14 protein-coding genes are annotated in these 16,795 nt (G+C 68.6%); 5 read left to right on the forward strand and 9 right to left on the reverse strand.

What is annotated here, in order from left to right:
* Positions 1-2: 2 nt before the first annotated feature.
* From DIE15_RS25530 to DIE15_RS25555, 5 genes are all read right to left on the reverse strand, one after another.
* Positions 3-848, reverse strand: a complete 846-nt coding sequence (locus DIE15_RS25530) for an alpha/beta fold hydrolase (protein WP_057925219.1) — start codon at positions 846-848, stop codon at positions 3-5.
* Positions 849-1,126: 278 nt separating this feature from the next.
* Positions 1,127-3,619, reverse strand: coding sequence for a DNA internalization-related competence protein ComEC/Rec2 (locus tag DIE15_RS25540; protein ID WP_124834659.1), 2,493 nt, complete (start codon positions 3,617-3,619; stop codon positions 1,127-1,129).
* 57 nt (positions 3,620-3,676) lie between these two features.
* The gene (locus tag DIE15_RS25545; RefSeq protein ID WP_124834660.1) at positions 3,677-4,465 is read right to left on the reverse strand and encodes a TatD family hydrolase; all 789 of its coding nucleotides are present in this window, start codon (positions 4,463-4,465) and stop codon (positions 3,677-3,679) included.
* A 65-nt stretch (positions 4,466-4,530) separates the two neighbouring features.
* Entirely contained in the window at positions 4,531-5,289 is a 759-nt protein-coding gene (lolD, locus tag DIE15_RS25550) for a lipoprotein-releasing ABC transporter ATP-binding protein LolD (protein WP_057925221.1), read from the reverse strand.
* Entirely contained in the window at positions 5,282-6,535 is a 1,254-nt protein-coding gene (locus tag DIE15_RS25555; protein WP_057925222.1) for a lipoprotein-releasing ABC transporter permease subunit, read from the reverse strand. The genes lolD and DIE15_RS25555 overlap by 8 nt, the downstream gene beginning before the upstream one ends.
* A gap of 162 nt (positions 6,536-6,697) precedes the next feature.
* On the opposite strand from DIE15_RS25555, the gene DIE15_RS25560 reads away from it, so the two are divergent.
* The 5 genes from DIE15_RS25560 (at position 6,698) to DIE15_RS25580 (ending at position 13,431) form a co-directional block, all read left to right on the forward strand.
* Complete coding sequence (locus DIE15_RS25560) at positions 6,698-7,774, forward strand: regulator (RefSeq protein WP_185734549.1); 1,077 nt, start codon at positions 6,698-6,700, stop codon at positions 7,772-7,774.
* Positions 7,775-7,784: 10 nt separating this feature from the next.
* Entirely contained in the window at positions 7,785-9,482 is a 1,698-nt protein-coding gene (gene recJ / locus DIE15_RS25565; protein ID WP_057925224.1) for a single-stranded-DNA-specific exonuclease RecJ, read from the forward strand.
* Between the two features lie 160 nt (positions 9,483-9,642).
* Positions 9,643-10,747, forward strand: a protein-coding gene (prfB, locus tag DIE15_RS25570; protein ID WP_124834663.1) for a peptide chain release factor 2 whose coding sequence is annotated in 2 segments (ribosomal slippage) — positions 9,643-9,723 and positions 9,725-10,747 — 1,104 coding nt in all. Because the reading frame shifts where the segments join, the coding sequence is not laid out codon by codon here.
* A 75-nt stretch (positions 10,748-10,822) separates the two neighbouring features.
* On the forward strand, positions 10,823-12,349 hold the full coding sequence (gene lysS / locus DIE15_RS25575) for a lysine--tRNA ligase (protein ID WP_057925225.1): 1,527 nt from the start codon (positions 10,823-10,825) through the stop codon (positions 12,347-12,349).
* A 338-nt stretch (positions 12,350-12,687) separates the two neighbouring features.
* The gene (locus DIE15_RS25580) at positions 12,688-13,431 is read left to right on the forward strand and encodes a glycine zipper 2TM domain-containing protein (RefSeq protein ID WP_124834664.1); all 744 of its coding nucleotides are present in this window, start codon (positions 12,688-12,690) and stop codon (positions 13,429-13,431) included.
* 115 nt (positions 13,432-13,546) lie between these two features.
* Here the strand turns inward: DIE15_RS25580 and iscX are convergent, their stop codons facing one another.
* The 4 genes from iscX to hscB all read right to left on the reverse strand — a co-directional run bounded on the left by iscX (position 13,547) and on the right by hscB (position 16,709).
* The gene (iscX, locus tag DIE15_RS25585) at positions 13,547-13,756 is read right to left on the reverse strand and encodes a Fe-S cluster assembly protein IscX (RefSeq protein ID WP_040144569.1); all 210 of its coding nucleotides are present in this window, start codon (positions 13,754-13,756) and stop codon (positions 13,547-13,549) included.
* Positions 13,757-13,828: 72 nt separating this feature from the next.
* Positions 13,829-14,170, reverse strand: coding sequence for an ISC system 2Fe-2S type ferredoxin (gene fdx, locus DIE15_RS25590; RefSeq protein ID WP_057925227.1), 342 nt, complete (start codon positions 14,168-14,170; stop codon positions 13,829-13,831).
* Positions 14,171-14,258: 88 nt separating this feature from the next.
* Positions 14,259-16,127 carry a Fe-S protein assembly chaperone HscA gene (gene hscA / locus DIE15_RS25595; protein WP_124834665.1) on the reverse strand — a complete coding sequence of 623 codons (1,869 nt, stop codon included), beginning with the start codon at positions 16,125-16,127 and terminating at the stop codon, positions 14,259-14,261.
* Positions 16,128-16,181: 54 nt separating this feature from the next.
* Entirely contained in the window at positions 16,182-16,709 is a 528-nt protein-coding gene (hscB, locus tag DIE15_RS25600) for a Fe-S protein assembly co-chaperone HscB (RefSeq protein ID WP_057925429.1), read from the reverse strand.
* Positions 16,710-16,795 lie beyond the last annotated feature (86 nt).

The raw sequence follows: 16,795 nt of genomic DNA on the forward strand, positions 1-16,795 counted from the left end.
CGTCAGGCGCGCTTCGCGAGCGCCACGCTGTCGCGCGGTACGCCTTCCTCCGCCACCTTCAGCGAGCTCAGCATCCGCTGCAATGCGCGGGCCGTCTCGATAGGCCGCTCCATCGGGAACAGGTGGCTGCCCTCGAGCCATTCGATTCGCCCGCGCGCCGCGCGGCGCGTCGCCTCGAGCCCGACCTGCCGCACTTCGCGCGAGCGCGTGCCGGCGAGAAAACCAAGTGGCACCGGCGCGCCGTGCGCGAGCCGCGGGCCGAGCGTGTGCGGCAATGTCCGGTAGATCAGGTATTCGACCTGCCGGTCGAAGGCGAGCGCGCGTTCGCCGTCGGTGCCCGCCTGCGGAATGCCGTAGTCGATATAGTCGGACAGCATCCGCTCGTCCCAGCGAGCGAACGCCGGTTTCTCGTGGAAGTGCCGCCAGACTTCGTCGCGGCTCGTCCAGCGTGTGCGCCGGTTGCGCGTCGCGGCCGCCGGCGACAGCCGCTCGTCGAGTCCGGCCCACTGGCTCGCACGCAGCGCGCCGGCGCGCCACCCCGCGATGATCGGCGAATCGATCATCACCACGCCGCGCACCCATTGCGGCTTTTTCAGCGCGGCCATCAGCGACAGGTAGCCGCCGAGCGAATGGCCGACGAGCCAGACCGGGCGCTCGTAGCGGCTGCCGATATCGTCGAGCAGCTGCTCGACGAGATGCGGCCAGTCGCGCGTCACCGGGTAGCGGCGATCGTGGCCGATGCGCTCGATGTAGCGTAGTTCGTAGTCGTCTGCCAGCTCGGCGAAGATCGTCCGGTACGTCGAGGCCGGGAAACCGTTCGCATGCGAGAAGTGGAGGATGTCTTTCAAACGCCGATGTCTCCTTTGTCGACCGGAGTTAGCGCTTTAGCGCTTACTCCGGTCCCATGCTTCGCGGTCGACCGGAGTTGGTGCTTTAGCACTTACCCCCGTCCCATGCTTCGCGGTCGACCGGAGTTGGTGCTTTAGCACTTACCCCCGGCCCATGCTTCGCGGTCGACCGAAGTTGGTGCTTTGGCACTTACCCCCGTCCCATGCTTCGTGGTCGACCGAAGCTGCTGCCCCAGCACTTACTCCAGTCCTTTTCCTGACGTGTGCAGTCGCGCCGATCACCGGCCCATCCAGTACCGTCGCTGCGCATCGCGATAGCGCTCGAACGCGAAGCCGCCGTCTGCCGGCGCGACGTCGAACCGCACGGCCCCGTCGCGATCGGTGCGCGGTAGCGGAATCCCGCGCGCGTCATAGCGTGCAAGGACCGTCCGGTGAGGATGCCCGAAACGATTGCGATAGCCTACAGGAAATACCGCGACGCGCGGCTCGACCGAATCGAGGAAAGGCTCGACCGACGACGTACGGCTGCCATGATGCGGTACGACGAGGATCTGCGCGGCCAGTGCGTCGCGCGCGTCGGACACCAACCGGCGCTCGGCACGCGCCTCGATGTCCCCCGTCAGCAGCGCCGACGTGCCGCCCGCGTCAATGCGCAGCACACACGACTGTTCGTTCGACGGGCCGGCACCCGCAGCGCGCGGCGGCCACAGCATCGTGAAGACGACACCGTCCCAGGCCCATCGCTGCCCGGCCGCACAAGGCAGCCGATCGCCCACGCCGGCTGCCTGTGCGTCGCGCCACAGCCGGTGCCGCGGCGCAATGCCGGCGAGCAGCTGGCGGACCTCGGCGGCCGCATAGACGGCCGCCGCGCCCCCCGCGTGATCGGCGTCCGCATGGCTGAGCACGAGCGAATCGACGATCCGGATTCCGCGTGCCCGCAATGCCGGCGCGACGATCCGCGCACCGGCATGGGTCGACTCCGCTCCCGGCCCCGCATCGAACAGCAAGGTCCGGCGCGCGGTCTCCACCAGCACCGACGCGCCCTGCCCGACGTCGAGCACGGTCAGCCGGAAGCCACCCGGCGGCGGTGCATCGGGCGCCGGCGCGACTAGCGGCAGCCAGGTCATCGGCGCCGCCCAGCGAAGCGGCCAGCCGCGCGGCATCAATGCCCACACGACACCCACGCACGCAAGCGCCAGCACCGGCCAGTCCGGCATGCGCAGCCAGAATACGCCGGCCGGCCAGTCGGCAAGGTGCCGGAGCAGCACCATCATCGGTTCGAGCGCCGCATGCGCGAGCCGGAATGCATACGCGTCCAGCGGCGCGGGCAACCCGATACCGGCGAGCACGATCGGCGTCACGACGGAGCTGACCCACGGAATCGCAAACGCGTTGCCGAGCGGGCCCGATACCGAGATCTGCGCGAACCACGCGGCCGTCAGCGGCGCGAGGCCGATCGTCACCGCGTACTGCACGCGCGTCGCCTCCGCGATACGGCGCCCGGCACGCGTGCACCATGCACGCAGCCGACGCCGGCGGTCGACCGCGGCAGCATCATCCGGCGCATTGTCGTCGCCGCCGTCGAATTCGCGCACCGCGCGCCAGCCCGCCACGACCATCAGGATCACGGCGACCGCCCCGAACGACAGCCAGAACCCGGCCGACAGCACCGCCCACGGATCGGTCAGCAGCACGCCGCCGAGCGCCGCGCACAACACCGCGGACGTCGGCACGCTGCGTCCGGCCAGATAGGCCGCCGCGCCGCCCGCGATCATCCACCACGCGCGCTGCGCCGGCACGTTGAAGCCGGCAAGCGCCGCATAACCGGCGGCGGCCGTCAGCGCCGCCAGGGAAGCCACGTACGGCGCCGGCATCACGAGCGCCGCGGCACGTCCGCGCCAGCGCAGGCGCCGCCAGACCATCGACACCATCCCGCCGGCGATCGCGCCGACGAGCCCGACGTGCAGGCCCGAAATCGCAACCAGATGGCTCGTGCCCGTATTGCGCAGCACGCGCCAGTCGTCGTCGCCGATGTCGGATTGATCGCCGACCGCGAGCGCGGTCACGATGCCGCGATGGCTTGCGCCGCTGCCGAGCGCGTCGCCGATACGCATGCGCAGCGCGTCCCGCAGCCGATCGATCGACGCGCGCCACCCCGCTGCGTGTGCGTCGAGCAATTCCGCCCGCTCGGGCGCGACGACATAGCCGATCGCACGAATGCCTGCGGCAAGCCACGCCGCCTCGCTGTCGCGCACGCCGGGATTCGCCTCGGCATGCGCTCGCTTCAGCCGCACGACGAGACGCCAGCGCTGCGCGGCGCGCAAATCGGGAATCGCATCGCGTGCGACGGGCGCGCGGTACGTGCGCCATGATAGCCGGATCACCGGCGGGAAACGGGCGAGCCTGGCGTCGTTCGATTCGACGGCAAACAACAGTCGCGCGCCGGTGTCGTCGATCACCGGCAACCCGCGGATCACACCCGTGACGACGATGTCGCGCCCTTCCCACTCGACGGGCAGGCTGTCGCGAAGCCGCCATTCGGCGCGCGCGGCCGCGTAGCCGAATCCAATCGCACCGGCAGCGCTTGCGCACAGCAGCCAACGGAACGCGACGATCGCGCGGGTTCGACGGCGCCGTGCGCACCATGCGAGCAGCGCGCCGCAACCGGCCACCACGGCCGCCTCGCCTGTCCAGACGCCCGCGCCCGGCAACGCCGCCTGCCGCTGCAGCACGACGACGCCGAGCGCGAACGCGATCCACCACACGCGCATCGCGCCTCCTCGTCGACCTGGCGCCGCCGTTCTCGAGACGACGCCTTCCGGCAACGATTATGCGGACGAAAGTGCGAGACGCGGCAGCGCGGCGAGCGCGTTAGCCGTTGTGGATAGGGACAGCGCGTGCGCGTCGGTCCCGCGCAGCTCGGCGAGCACCTCGCCGATGCGCGGCACCTGGTCGGGCGCGTTGCGGGATTTGTACGCCCACTCGGGTGCGATGTCTGGCGCGTCCGTCTCGACGACGATCGCGTCGAGCGGCAACTGCGCGGCGAGCCGGCGAATCTGCAGCGCGCGTCCGAACGTCACGTTGCCACCGAAACCGAGATGCAGCCCTTGTGCGAGATAGGCGTCGGCCTGCTGGAAACTGCCGTTGAACGCATGCGCGATACCGCGCCGCACGCCGAAGCGGCGCAGCCCGGCCAGCACACGGTCCTGCGACTTGCGCACGTGGCACAGCACCGGCAGGTCGAATTCGCGCGCGAGCCTGAGCTGCCCCTGATAGAAGAACTGCTGCCGGTCTTCGTCGAGCCCCGGCACGAAGTAGTCAAGACCGATCTCGCCGATCGCGACGAAGCGCGGATCGTCGAGACTCGCCTCGATCTCCATGCGCAGCCGGTCGAGATCCTCGTCGCGCGCTCGCGGCGTAAACATCGGATGGATGCCGAGCGCATAGACCGCGCCCGGCGTGCGCTGCGCCAGTTCGCGCACCGTCGTGAAATTGTCGCGCCCGACGCTCGGGATCACGATGCGCGACACGCCGGCCGCGCGCGCCGCCTGTGCGACCACGTCGCGATCGGCGTCGAATTCGGCGGCATCGAGATGGCAATGCGTATCGATCCACATGGTGGCTTCCTGCGCCTTCGCCGCGGCGCCGGAGTTCACCCGGCAGCGCGGCGCAAGGCCTTCGTTCACACCGGCAGCACCGGCTCCTCGTGCAGCACGCCGTCGCGCAGACGCATGATGCGGTCGCAGCGCGCGGCGAGCTCGGGATCGTGCGTGACGATCACGAAGCTCGTTTCGAGCGTCTCGGACAATTCGAGCATCAGGTTGAACACAGTATCGGCCGTCGTGCCGTCGAGGTTGCCGGTCGGCTCGTCCGCGAGCACGCAGGCCGGCTTCGTCACGAGCGCGCGCGCGATCGCGACGCGCTGCCGCTCGCCGCCCGACAGCTCGCCCGGCCGGTGCTTCGCACGCGGGCCGAGACCGACACGCTCGAGCATCGCCTGCGCCTGCTTGCGCGCGTCCTCGGCCGTCATCCGGCGAATGCGCAGCGGCATCGCGACGTTATCGAGCGCGGTGAATTCCGGCAGCAGGTGATGGAACTGGTAGACGAAACCGAGCGCGCGGTTGCGCAGGTCGTTGCGCTCGCGCTCGCCGAGCTGCGTAAACGGCTTGCCGAGCAGCGACACTTCGCCCGCGCTCGGTTCGTCGAGGCCGCCCAGCACGTGCAGCAGCGTGCTCTTGCCGGAGCCCGACGCGCCGACGACCGCGAGCTTCTCGCCGCGTCGCACCGTCAGCTCGGTGTTGTTGAGCACCTGCACGTTGAAGCCGCCCTGCACGAACGCCTTCGTAATCCCGCGCGCCTGAAGCACGTATTCCTGCATACCTGCCGAATCCTGTCTGATGGGTTGTCGTGAATCCGCGAATGCGGCCGCGCGATCATTCATAGCGAAGCGCCTCCGCCGGCTTCACCTTCGCGCCGCGCCAGCTCGGATAAAGCGTCGCGACGGCCGACAGCACGAACGCGATCAGACCGATCTTGATGACGTCGCCCGCGACGAGTTCGGACGGCAGCTCGCTGATGAAGTACACCGACGGCGGCAGGAACTGCACGCCGAACAGATGCTCGATCATCGGGATCAGCCACGGAATGCTCCACGCGATCAGGCAGCCGAGCGCGACGCCCGATGCGGTGCCAACGAAACCGATCGTCACGCCCTGCACGACGAAGATCTTCATGATCGAACCCGGTTGCGCGCCGAGCGTGCGCAGGATCGCGATGTCGGCCTGCTTGTTGGTCACCGTCATCACGAGCGACGACACGAGGTTGAACGCGGCGACCGCGATGATCAGCGTGAGAATGATGAACATCATCCGCTTCTCGATCTGCACGGCCGAGAACCACGTCTTGTTCTGCTGGGTCCAGTCGCGGATGTACAGGCTGCCCGACAGCGTATGCGACAACTCGAGCGCGACCTGCGGCGCCTTCTGCATGTCGGTGAGCCGCAGCCGCACGCCGGTCGGCGCGGACATCCGGAACAGCGCCTCCGCGTCGCGGATGTCGATCATCGCGAGCGTGCTGTCGTATTCATAGTGGCCCGACTCGAACACGCCGACGACCGTGAACTGCTTGAGCCGCGGCATCATCCCGGCCGGCGTGATCGTGCCTTCGGGCGCGACGAGCGTGATCTTGTCGCCGACCGTCACGCCGAGGTTGCCGGCGAGCGCATCGCCGAGCACGATGCCGAACTGGCCGGGCACGAGCGCGGACAGCTGACCCGCCTTCATGTCCTTGCCGATGTCCGACACCTGCGGCTCGAGCGACGGCTCGACGCCGCGCAGCATCACGCCGCTCACCGCGTCCTGGCGCGTGAGCAGCGCCTGCGCCTCGACATACGGCGCCGCGCCGATCACCGACGGGTTGCGGCGCGCTTCCTGCGCGGTCAGTTGCCAGTTCGGCATCGAGCCGGTCGGGGAGAACACCTCGACGTGCGCAAGCACCGACAGCATGCGGTCGCGCACTTCCTTCTGGAAGCCGTTCATCACGGACAGCACGACGATCAGCGCCGCGACGCCGAGCGCGATCCCGAGCATCGACACGAGCGCGATGAAGGAAATGAAGCCGTTGCCGGTCGTGCGTTTGCCGGCGCGCGTATAGCGCCAGCCGATCTGCCATTCGTACGGAAGTTTCAAGCGAATCCTTTCTGCTGGTTACGGCGGGGATGGCGGCCCGCGCCCGGCGCGCCGTCCGGCGGCGGCCGCCCGCCCGGGCGCGGCCGAAAAAACGGTCGCCGGACGCAATCGGGCCCGATCGAGCCGTCAGCCGGCCCGATCACGCGCGCAGTTTGCCATACAATGCGCACCATCATGCACGACCGACGCCTCCATTTTCTCGTTCCGTTCGCGCTGCCGTCGGCAGCCGATGCGGCCTCGTCCCTGCACACGCTGGACAGCCCCGCGCTCGAAAAGTTGCTCGCGCGCGCAAGCCTCGTCGAGCGCGTGGCCGGCGAGGACTTCCAGCGTACGCTGCCGCACGAGCGCTGGCTGGCCCGCCAGTTCGGCGCGACCCAGGGCAACGCCGCCGACGAGGCGCCGCTCGCGCCCTACATGCTGCTGGCGGACGGCGGCGCCCCCGGCACGCAGGCCTGGGCATGCGTCGAGCCCGTGCACGTCGAAATCGCGCACGATCACCTGGTGCTCGTCGATCCGGCCAGCCTCGCGCTGGACGACGGCGACGCGGCCGCATTGCTGGCGGTCGCGCGCCCGCTGATCGAGGCGCTCGGCGTGCGGCTGGAAGCGCCGCAGCCGACGCGCTGGTACCTGTCCAGCGAGCAGCTCGCCCGCCTCGCCGGCGCCGCGCCGCTGCGCGCGAGCGGCCGCAACATCGAAATCTGGCTGCCGCACGAGGCGCACACCGGCGAACGTTCGCGGATGTGGATGAAGCTGCAGAACGAAGTGCAGATGGCGTGGTTCCAGCATCCGGTCAACGAAGCACGCGAAGCGCGCGGGTTGCCCGCCGTCAATTCGATCTGGTTCCATGCACAAGGCACGCTGAAGCCGGTCGCCAAGCCGTTCGCGCGCGTGCTGTCCGCATCGCCCGCGGCGCTCGGCCTCGCGCGCGCCGCGCAGGCCGAGGCCGGCGCCGTGCCGGCCGCATTCGGCGCGCTGCCCGCCGCCGCGGGCGCCGCGCTCGTCGAGCTGCCGACGCTGTCCGCCCCGTTCATCGAACAGGACTGGGCACGCTGGCACGACGCGCTCGCCGCGCTCGAGCGCGACTGGTTCGCGCCGTCCCTCGCCGCGCTGCAGGGCGGCGAGCTGGCCAGCGTCGACTTCACGCTGTGCGGCGACACGAGTTCCGTCACGCTGCACGCGACGCGCGGCGACCTGCGCAAGTTCTGGCGCCGCCGCGCGCTGGCATCCCTGTTCGAATAACCCGACCTGTATGACCCGGATCGTTACCCGCCCCGTCGCGCCCGCCGACGCCGAAGCGCTCGCGCGCCACGGCTTGCATCCCGTCCTCGCGCGCCTGTACGCGTCGCGCGGCGTGCAGTCCCCGACCGACATCGAGACCGCGCTCGCGCGCCTCGTGCCGCCCACCGAACTGAAAGGCTGCGCCGACGCCGCGTCGCTGCTCGCCGACGCGATCGCCGACAAGCGGCGCCTGCTGGTCGTCGCCGACTACGACTGCGACGGCGCGACCGCCTGCGCGGTCGCGGTGCGCGGCCTGCGGATGTTCGGCGCGCAGATCGACTACCTGGTGCCGAACCGCTTCGAATACGGCTACGGGCTCACGCCCGAGATCGTCGAACTCGCGGCCGCGCGCAAGCCCGACCTGCTGATCACCGTCGACAACGGGATCGCGAGCGTCGCGGGCGTCGAGGCCGCCAACGCGCGCGGGATCGACGTGCTCGTGACCGACCACCACCTGCCCGGCGACGCACTGCCCGCCGCGCGCGCGATCGTCAACCCGAACCAGCCCGGCTGCGCGTTCCCGAGCAAGCACATCGCCGGCGTCGGCGTGATGTTCTACGTGCTGCTCGCGCTGCGCGCCGAGCTGCGCCGCCGCGGCGCGTTCGCGAGCAAGGAAGCCGAGCCGCGCCTCGACGGTCTGCTCGACCTCGTCGCGCTCGGCACCGTCGCCGACGTCGTGCGGCTCGACGGCAACAACCGTGTGCTCGTCGCGCAGGGCCTGCAGCGCATCCGCAACGGCCGCATGCAGCCGGGCATCGCCGCGCTGTTCCGCGCCGCCGGCCGCGAGGCGCGCACCGCATCGGGCTTCGACCTCGGCTTCGGCCTCGGCCCGCGCCTGAACGCCGCCGGGCGGCTCTCCGATATGTCGCTCGGCATCGAATGCCTGATCACCGACGACATCGGCCGCGCATGGGACCTCGCGCAGCAGCTCGACGTGATGAACCGCGAGCGCCGCGAGATCGAGGCCGGCATGCAGCAGCAGGCGCTCGCCGATCTCGCCGACGTCGATCCGGCCGACGCGTGCACGATTACGCTGTTCAATCCCGAATGGCACCAGGGCGTGATCGGCATCGTCGCCGGGCGGCTCAAGGAGAAATTCCACCGCCCGTCGTTCACGTTCGCGCATGCGGACGAAGCCGGCACGCGGGTCAAGGGTTCGGGCCGCTCGATTCCCGGCTTCCACCTGCGCGATGCGCTCGATCTCGTGTCGAAGCGCGAGCCCGACCTGATCGTCGCGTTCGGCGGCCACGCGATGGCGGCAGGCCTCACGCTCGACACCGACAACGTGCCGCGCTTCGCGGCCGCGTTCGAGGCCGTCGCGCGCGAGTGGCTGTCCGACGACGCGCTCGCGCGCGTGATCGAGACCGACGGCGAGCTCGAGGACGCGTATTTCACGCCGCAGTTCGTCGGGATGCTCGATGAAGCCGTCTGGGGCCAGGGCTTTCCGGCCCCGCTTTTCTCCGGCGAGTTCGACGTCGTGTCGCAGTCGCTCGTCAAGGAAAAGCATCTGAAGCTGCAGCTGGCGCGCGGTCGCCAGCGCTTGAACGCGATCTGGTTCAACCACACCGAGCCGCTGCCCGCGAGCGCGCTGATCGCGTACCGCCTCGTGGCCGATACGTGGAACGGTGTGACGCGCGTCCAGCTGATCGTCGAGCACGCGGCGGGCTGAGCATCGAGCGCCCGGCCACCGGCCTGCGGCGCTCGCGGGCCGCACGCGCGCCGCGCCGGACAGGGCCGCGGCGCGCACGCAAGCACATTCCGCGTCACCGGGACACCCCGCCGATCGGCTATAATTCCGCTTTTTTACGAAGCAAGAACAGCGAACGATCATGGAAGCGGAACGTCTCAACGCGATCGAAAGCTCCCTGCTCGACCTGCGCACCCGCGCAGGCGAGCTTCGGGGGTATCTTTGACTACGACGCCAAATCTGCGCGTCTGACCGAAGTCAACAGGGAACTCGAAGACCCGAACGTCTGGAACGATGCGAAGAACGCCCAGGCACTCGGCCGCGAGAAGAAGCTGCTCGAAGGCGTCGTCACGACGCTGACGGCGCTCGATAGCGACCTGCGCGACGCGCTCGACCTGTTCGAGCTCGCACGCGAGGAAGGCGACGAAGACACCCTCGTCGCATCGGAAGACGACGCGAAGAAGCTCGAAGCGCGCGTCGGCGACATCGAATTCCGCCGGATGTTCTCGAACCCGGCCGACCCGAACAACTGCTTCATCGACATCCAGGCCGGCGCCGGCGGCACCGAGGCGTGCGACTGGGCGTCGATGCTGCTGCGCCAGTACCTGCGCTACTGCGAACGCAAGGGCTTCAAGGCCGAAGTGCTCGAAGAGTCCGACGGCGACGTCGCCGGCATCAAGAACGCGACGGTCAAGGTCACGGGCGAATACGCATACGGCTTCCTGCGCACCGAAACGGGCATCCACCGCCTCGTGCGCAAGTCGCCGTTCGACTCGTCGGGCGGCCGCCACACGTCGTTCTCGTCGGTGTTCGTGTATCCGGAAATCGACGACTCGATCGAGGTCGAGGTCAATCCGGCCGACCTGCGCATCGACACGTACCGCGCGTCGGGCGCGGGCGGCCAGCACATCAACAAGACCGACTCGGCGGTGCGGATCACGCACATGCCGACCGGCATCGTCGTGCAGTGCCAGAACGACCGCTCGCAGCACCGCAACCGTGCTGAAGCAATGGCAATGCTGAAGTCGCGCCTGTACGAAGCCGAGATGCGCAAGCGCCAGGCCGAGCAGGACAAGCTCGAATCGAGCAAGACCGATGTGGGCTGGGGCCACCAGATCCGTTCGTACGTGCTCGACCAGAGCCGCGTGAAGGACCTGCGCACGAACGTCGAAATGAGCAACACGCGAGCCGTTCTCGACGGCGATCTCGACGACTTCATCAGCGCGAGCCTCAAACAGGGCGTGTAAGCGCCGCGGCGCGGCCCCTGCGGTCGCGCCGCCCTTCCCGTTGCGTTGCCGCACCCACTCCGAATTCTGACCATCATGACCGAACCGACTCAAACGCAGCCCGCCGTCGCGGCGGACGAAAACCAGATCATCGCCGAGCGCCGCGAGAAGCTGCGCGCATTGCGCGAGCAAGGCGTCGCCTATCCGAACGATTTCCGGCCGACGCATCACGCCGCCGATCTCCAGGCGCAATACGCCGACTCGGACAAGGCCGCGCTCGAAGCGAACCCGGTCGAGGTGTCGGTCGCCGGCCGCATGATGCTCAAGCGTGTGATGGGCAAGGCGAGCTTCGCGACGGTGCAGGACGGGTCGGGCCAGATCCAGTTCTTCGTGACGCCGAACGACGTCGGCGCGGAAACCTACGACGCATTCAAGAAGTGGGACCTCGGCGACATCGTCGCCGCCCGCGGCGTGCTGTTCCGCACCAACAAGGGCGAGCTGTCGGTCCAGTGCAAGGAACTGCGCCTGCTGTCGAAGGCGCTGCGCCCGCTGCCGGACAAGTTCCACGGCCTCGCCGACCAGGAAATGCGCTATCGCCAGCGCTACGTCGACCTGATCGTCACGCCGGAAACGCGCGATACGTTCCGCGCGCGCACCAAGACCATCGCGTCGATCCGCAATTTCATGGACAACGCCGACTTCATGGAAGTCGAGACGCCGATGCTGCACCCGATCCCGGGCGGCGCCGCGGCCAAGCCGTTCGTCACGCACCACAATGCGCTCGACATGCAGATGTTCCTGCGCATCGCGCCGGAGCTGTACCTGAAGCGCCTGATCGTCGGCGGTTTCGAACGCGTGTTCGAGATCAACCGCAACTTCCGGAATGAAGGCGTGTCGCCGCGCCACAACCCGGAATTCACGATGATGGAGTTCTACGCCGCGTACACCGATTACCGCTGGCTGATGGACTTCACCGAGCAGCTGATCCGCCAGGCGGCGATCGATGCGCTCGGCACCGCGACGATCCAGTACCAGGGCCGCGAGCTCGACCTCGCGAAGCCGTTCCATCGCCTGACGATCACGCAGGCGATCCAGAAGTACGCACCGCAGTACACCGACGGCCAGTTGTCGGACGACGCGTTCCTGCGCTCCGAACTGAAGCGCCTCGGCGTCGACGTGTCGCAGCCAGCCTTCCTGAACGCCGGTATCGGCGCGCTGCAGCTCGCGCTGTTCGAGGAAACCGCCGAATCGCAGCTGTGGGAGCCGACCTACATCATCGACTACCCGGTCGAAGTGTCGCCGCTCGCACGCGCATCGGATACGGTGCCGGGCATCACGGAGCGTTTCGAGCTGTTCATGACGGGCCGCGAAATCGCGAACGGCTTCTCGGAGCTGAACGATCCGGAAGACCAGGCCGCACGCTTCAAGAAGCAGGTCGAACAGAAGGATGCGGGCGACGAGGAAGCGATGTTCTTCGACGCCGACTACATCCGCGCGCTCGAACACGGGATGCCGCCGACGGGCGGTTGCGGGATCGGCATCGACCGTCTCGTGATGCTGCTGACCGACAGCCCGACGATCCGCGACGTGCTGCTGTTCCCGCACCTGCGCCGCGAAGACTGACGGCCGTGCGCGCCGCGCCCCGCGGCGCGCACGCGTCAGCTTTGTAACCACGCGTAAATCCCGCCTGCCGGCGTTCGCCGGCTCTTGATCATTCCCCGTTTTATCCCCTCGTCGCGGCGAGCTTCTCCGGGTTTTCCCGGAAGCGCCCGCGGGTTCCCCGCTGCAATTCGTTACACCTTGATACGGTGCGCCGCTCGCCCGTGGACGACACTCCTGTTGCGTCACCACGCATGACCACGGGACCAGAATGCGGCGCCGAAACGCCAAGTCTGCTCGCTCCCGAGCGTGGGATCCGGCCAGCGCCAACGCGCGAAACCGGGTCGACACCGGAGAAAAAAATGGACAACCAGAATCAAACCACGCCGCAAAAGCAACGCCTCCACCCGCTCATCGCGACCGCGGCAGGCGCCGTCATCGTCGCCAGCCTCGCCGCCACCGCCGCGATCACGGGTATCTTCCCGAAAGCCAACAGCAACAACGCACAGAACGGCCAGACCCAGGCCGCGCTGATCGCGTCGCAGCCGGCCGTCGATACGGCCGCGGCAGCAAGCGCCGCGCTCGCCGCGCAAGCGCAGCAGCAGGCAGCCGAACAGGCCGCGCAGCAGAAGCTGGCGGCCGAGAAGGCGGCTGCAGCGCAAGCCGAACCGAAGCCGGTGCCGCGCCCGGCGGCCACGCACCACCGCCATACGCCGGCACCGCAACCGCCGCAATATGCGCAACAGCCGTCCGCGCCCGCGCAATCGGCCTATTGCCAGACCTGCGGCACGGTCGTCGCGATCACGCAGGCGCGCACGCCGGGCCAGAGCTCGGGGATCGGCGCGGTTGGCGGCGCAGCGGCCGGCGGCCTGCTCGGCAACCAGTTCGGTCACGGCAACGGCCGCACCGCGATGACCATCATCGGCGCGCTCGGCGGCGGCCTCGCCGGCAACCAGGTCGAGAAACAGGTGCGCGCGGAAACCGACTATCAGGTGCAGGTCCAGATGGAAAGCGGCGCGACGCGCACGTTCACGTACCACAACCCGCCGCCGTTCGGCCAGGGGCAGCGCGTGCGGATCGAGAACGGCACGCTGGTCGGCGCGTAACGCATGACGATTTGCCGGTCAGCCCTTGTGCCGCACCGGAAATGAAAAAGGCTCGTGAAGCATCACGAGCCTTTTCTGTTTGCGGGAGCCACACGACGCGGCGCCGACGCGAAGCTCAGTCTTCGTCGTCGAAGTCGGATTCGTCGATCCAGTGGGCCTGGATCGCCTCGAGGATCTTCTCACCCGAGTGGGCCGGGTCGTCGGTGAAGCCGTCCAGCTCGATGACCCATTGGCGGAGGTCGACGAAATTGATCCGCTGCGGATCGACGTCCGGATGCTTGTCTGCCAGCGCGATGGCGATTTCGCGCGAATCGGTCCATTTCATGGCCTGCTCTCCCGTGTACGCGGCGAGTCCACCGGGGCACGACGCACACGCCGCGCCCTGCCCGCCGATCCGTCAGTGATTTTCCTTCGCGTGGTTGATCGAGTACTTCGGAATCTCGACCACCAGGTCCGAATCTTCCTTCACGATCGCCTGGCACGACAGGCGCGACGTGGGCTCGAGCCCCCATGCCTTGTCGAGCAGGTCGTCTTCGTCCTCGTCGGACGGCTCGAGATCGTTGAAGCCCTCGCGGATCACCACGTGGCAGGTCGTGCATGCGCACGACTTCTCGCATGCATGCTCGATCTCGATCCCGTTGTCGAGCAGGTTGTCGCAAATACTCTTGCCGGGCGTCGCGTCGATCACTGCGCCGTCCGGGCACAGTTCGACGTGAGGCAGCACCACCAGTTGAGGCATGTCCGTTCCGTCAGTCAGGGTGCGGCGGCTGGCGCCGCACGGTTCAATATCGCGCGGGCCGTCGTTGGCCCGCGTGCACGTCGTTCGTTCAGATCTCGTCGAGCCGCCGGCCCGACAGTGCGCGCTTGATGCTCTTGTCCATCCGGCGCGCCGCGAATTCGTCGGTGCCGTCGGCCAGCGTCTTGGTCGCGGCTTCGATCGCGTCCGCGTCGTCGCCCTGCGCGATCGTGCGCAGCGCCGCGACGAGCGCGTCGACCTGCGTGCGCTCGGCGTCGTCGAGCAATTCGCCGTCGGTCGCCAGCGCCGCCTGCGTCGCCTCGATCATCCGCTCGGCCTCGACCTGCGCTTCGCGCAGCGCGCGCGCGCGCATGTCGATCTCGGCGGTTTTGAAGCTGTCCTCGAGCATCTTCGCGATGTCGTCGTCGGCGAGGCCGTAGGACGGCTTCACGACGACCGATGCCTCGACGCCCGAATGCTGCTCGCGTGCGAACACCGACAGCAACCCGTCCGCATCGACCTGATAGGTCACGCGGATGCGCGCCGCTCCGGCCGTCATCGGCGGAATGCCGCGCAGTTCGAAGCGCGCGAGCGACCGGCAGTCGGCGACGAGCTCGCGCTCGCCCTGCACGACATGGATCGCCATCGCGGTCTGGCCGTCCTTGAACGTCGTGAATTCCTGCGCGCGCGCGATCGGAATCGTCGAATTGCGCGGAATGATCTTCTCGACGAGACCGCCCATCGTCTCGACGCCGAGCGACAGCGGGATCACGTCGAGCAGCAGCCAGTCGTCGCCGCTGCCGCGATTGCCGGCGAGCAGATCGGCCTGGATCGCCGCGCCGAGCGCAACGACCTGGTCCGGATCGAGATTGACGAGCGGCGGCTGGCCGAAATACTGCGCGACCGCCTCGCGGACCACCGGCATGCGCGTCGCGCCACCGACGAGCACGACACCCTTGATGTCGGCCGGGCTCACCTGCGCGTCGCGCAAGGCCTTGCGGGTCGGCGTCAGCGTACGCTGCACGAGCGGCTCGACGAGCGCGGCGAACGTGTCGTGCGAGATCGTCTGAACGAGTTGCGCACCGTTGGACAGCGTCACGTCGAGCGACGCCTGTGGTGCAGACGACAGCGCTTCCTTCAGCACGCGCACGCGATCGAGCAGCAGGCGCACGTCCTCGGGCGCGAGCGCCTTCGCATCGATGCCGGCCTGGGCGAGCACGTGACCGAACAGCGCGTGGTCGAAATCGTCACCGCCGAGTGCGGAATCGCCACCCGCGGCCAGCACTTCGAACACGCCCTTCGTCAGCTTCAGGATCGACAGGTCGAACGTGCCGCCGCCGAGGTCGTACACCGCGTAGAGGCCTTCGGCCGCGTTGTCGAGACCGTAGGCAATCGCCGCCGCGGTCGGTTCGTTCAGCAGGCGCAGCACGTTGAGCCCCGCGAGGCGCGCGGCGTCCTTCGTCGCCTGGCGCTGCGCGTCGTCGAAGTACGCGGGCACCGTGATCACCGCGCCGACCAGGTCATCGCCGAGCGTGTCTTCCGCGCGGTAACGCAGCGTCGCGAGAATCTCGGCCGACACTTCGACCGGGCTCTTCACGCCGTCGATCGTGCGGATCTGCACCATGCCCGGCGCATCGACGAATTCGTACGGTGCGTTCGCCGCGCCTTCGACCTCGGCCTTGCCGCGACCCATGAAGCGCTTGACCGACACGATCGTGTTACGCGGATCGGTCGCGGCCTGCTCCTTCGCCTCGTGGCCGATGCGGCGGCCGCCCTTCTCCAGATAACGGACCACCGACGGCAGCAGCGCGCGCCCCGCCTCGTCCGGCAGCACTTCGGGCACGCTGTTGCGCACGGCTGCGACGAGGGAGTTCGTCGTGCCGAGATCGATCCCGACAGCGAGTCGCCGCTGGTGCGGCGCCGGCGCCATGCCCGGTTCGGAAATTTGCAGTAAAGCCATCTTGGTTCGTTCGGGCGCTCGGCCCGTTTGCTGCGCGTGCCGCGAGGCACGCGGTTAAGTTTCGAGGCGCTCGATCTGCGCGCCCACTTCCGACGCGACCCGTTCGATGAACATCAGCTGGCGCACGGCCTCGGCGGCGGCTTGATCGGCCGCGCTGTCGAGCAGCGTGCCGAGGCGCTCGAGGCGCACGCGCTTTTCGTCGCGCAGCTCGGCGAGCAGCGCATCAAGCGCGTCGATGTTGCGGGCGGCCGCGGCATCCTCGATGCCTTCGCGCCACTCCATCTGCTGCATCAGGAACGCCGGCTCCATCGCGGTGTTGTTTTCGGCACCGATGTCGACGCCGCGCAGCGACAGCAGATAGGTTGCGCGCTTCAGCGGATCGCGCAGCGTGCGGTAGGCTTCGTTCGCACGGGTCGCCCATTGCATCGCGACACGCTTTTGCGCGTCGCCGGCCGCCGCGAAGCGGTCCGGGTGCACCTGCGTCTGCACCGTGCGATACGCGCTGTCGAGCACTGCCTCGTCGAGCGCGAATTGCGCCGGCAGGTGAAACAGATCGAAGTGGCTGTCTTTCAGCGAAACCATCGTCGCGTTCAATTCCGGTTCGTCGCGCGGCAAACGCCGCACATTAAAAAGGCGGCTCGTGCCGCCTCTTGCCCGCATCGCGCGGA

It is taken from the genome of Burkholderia sp. Bp9031 (assembly GCF_003857965.1).
Classification (GTDB): domain Bacteria; phylum Pseudomonadota; class Gammaproteobacteria; order Burkholderiales; family Burkholderiaceae; genus Burkholderia; species Burkholderia ambifaria_A.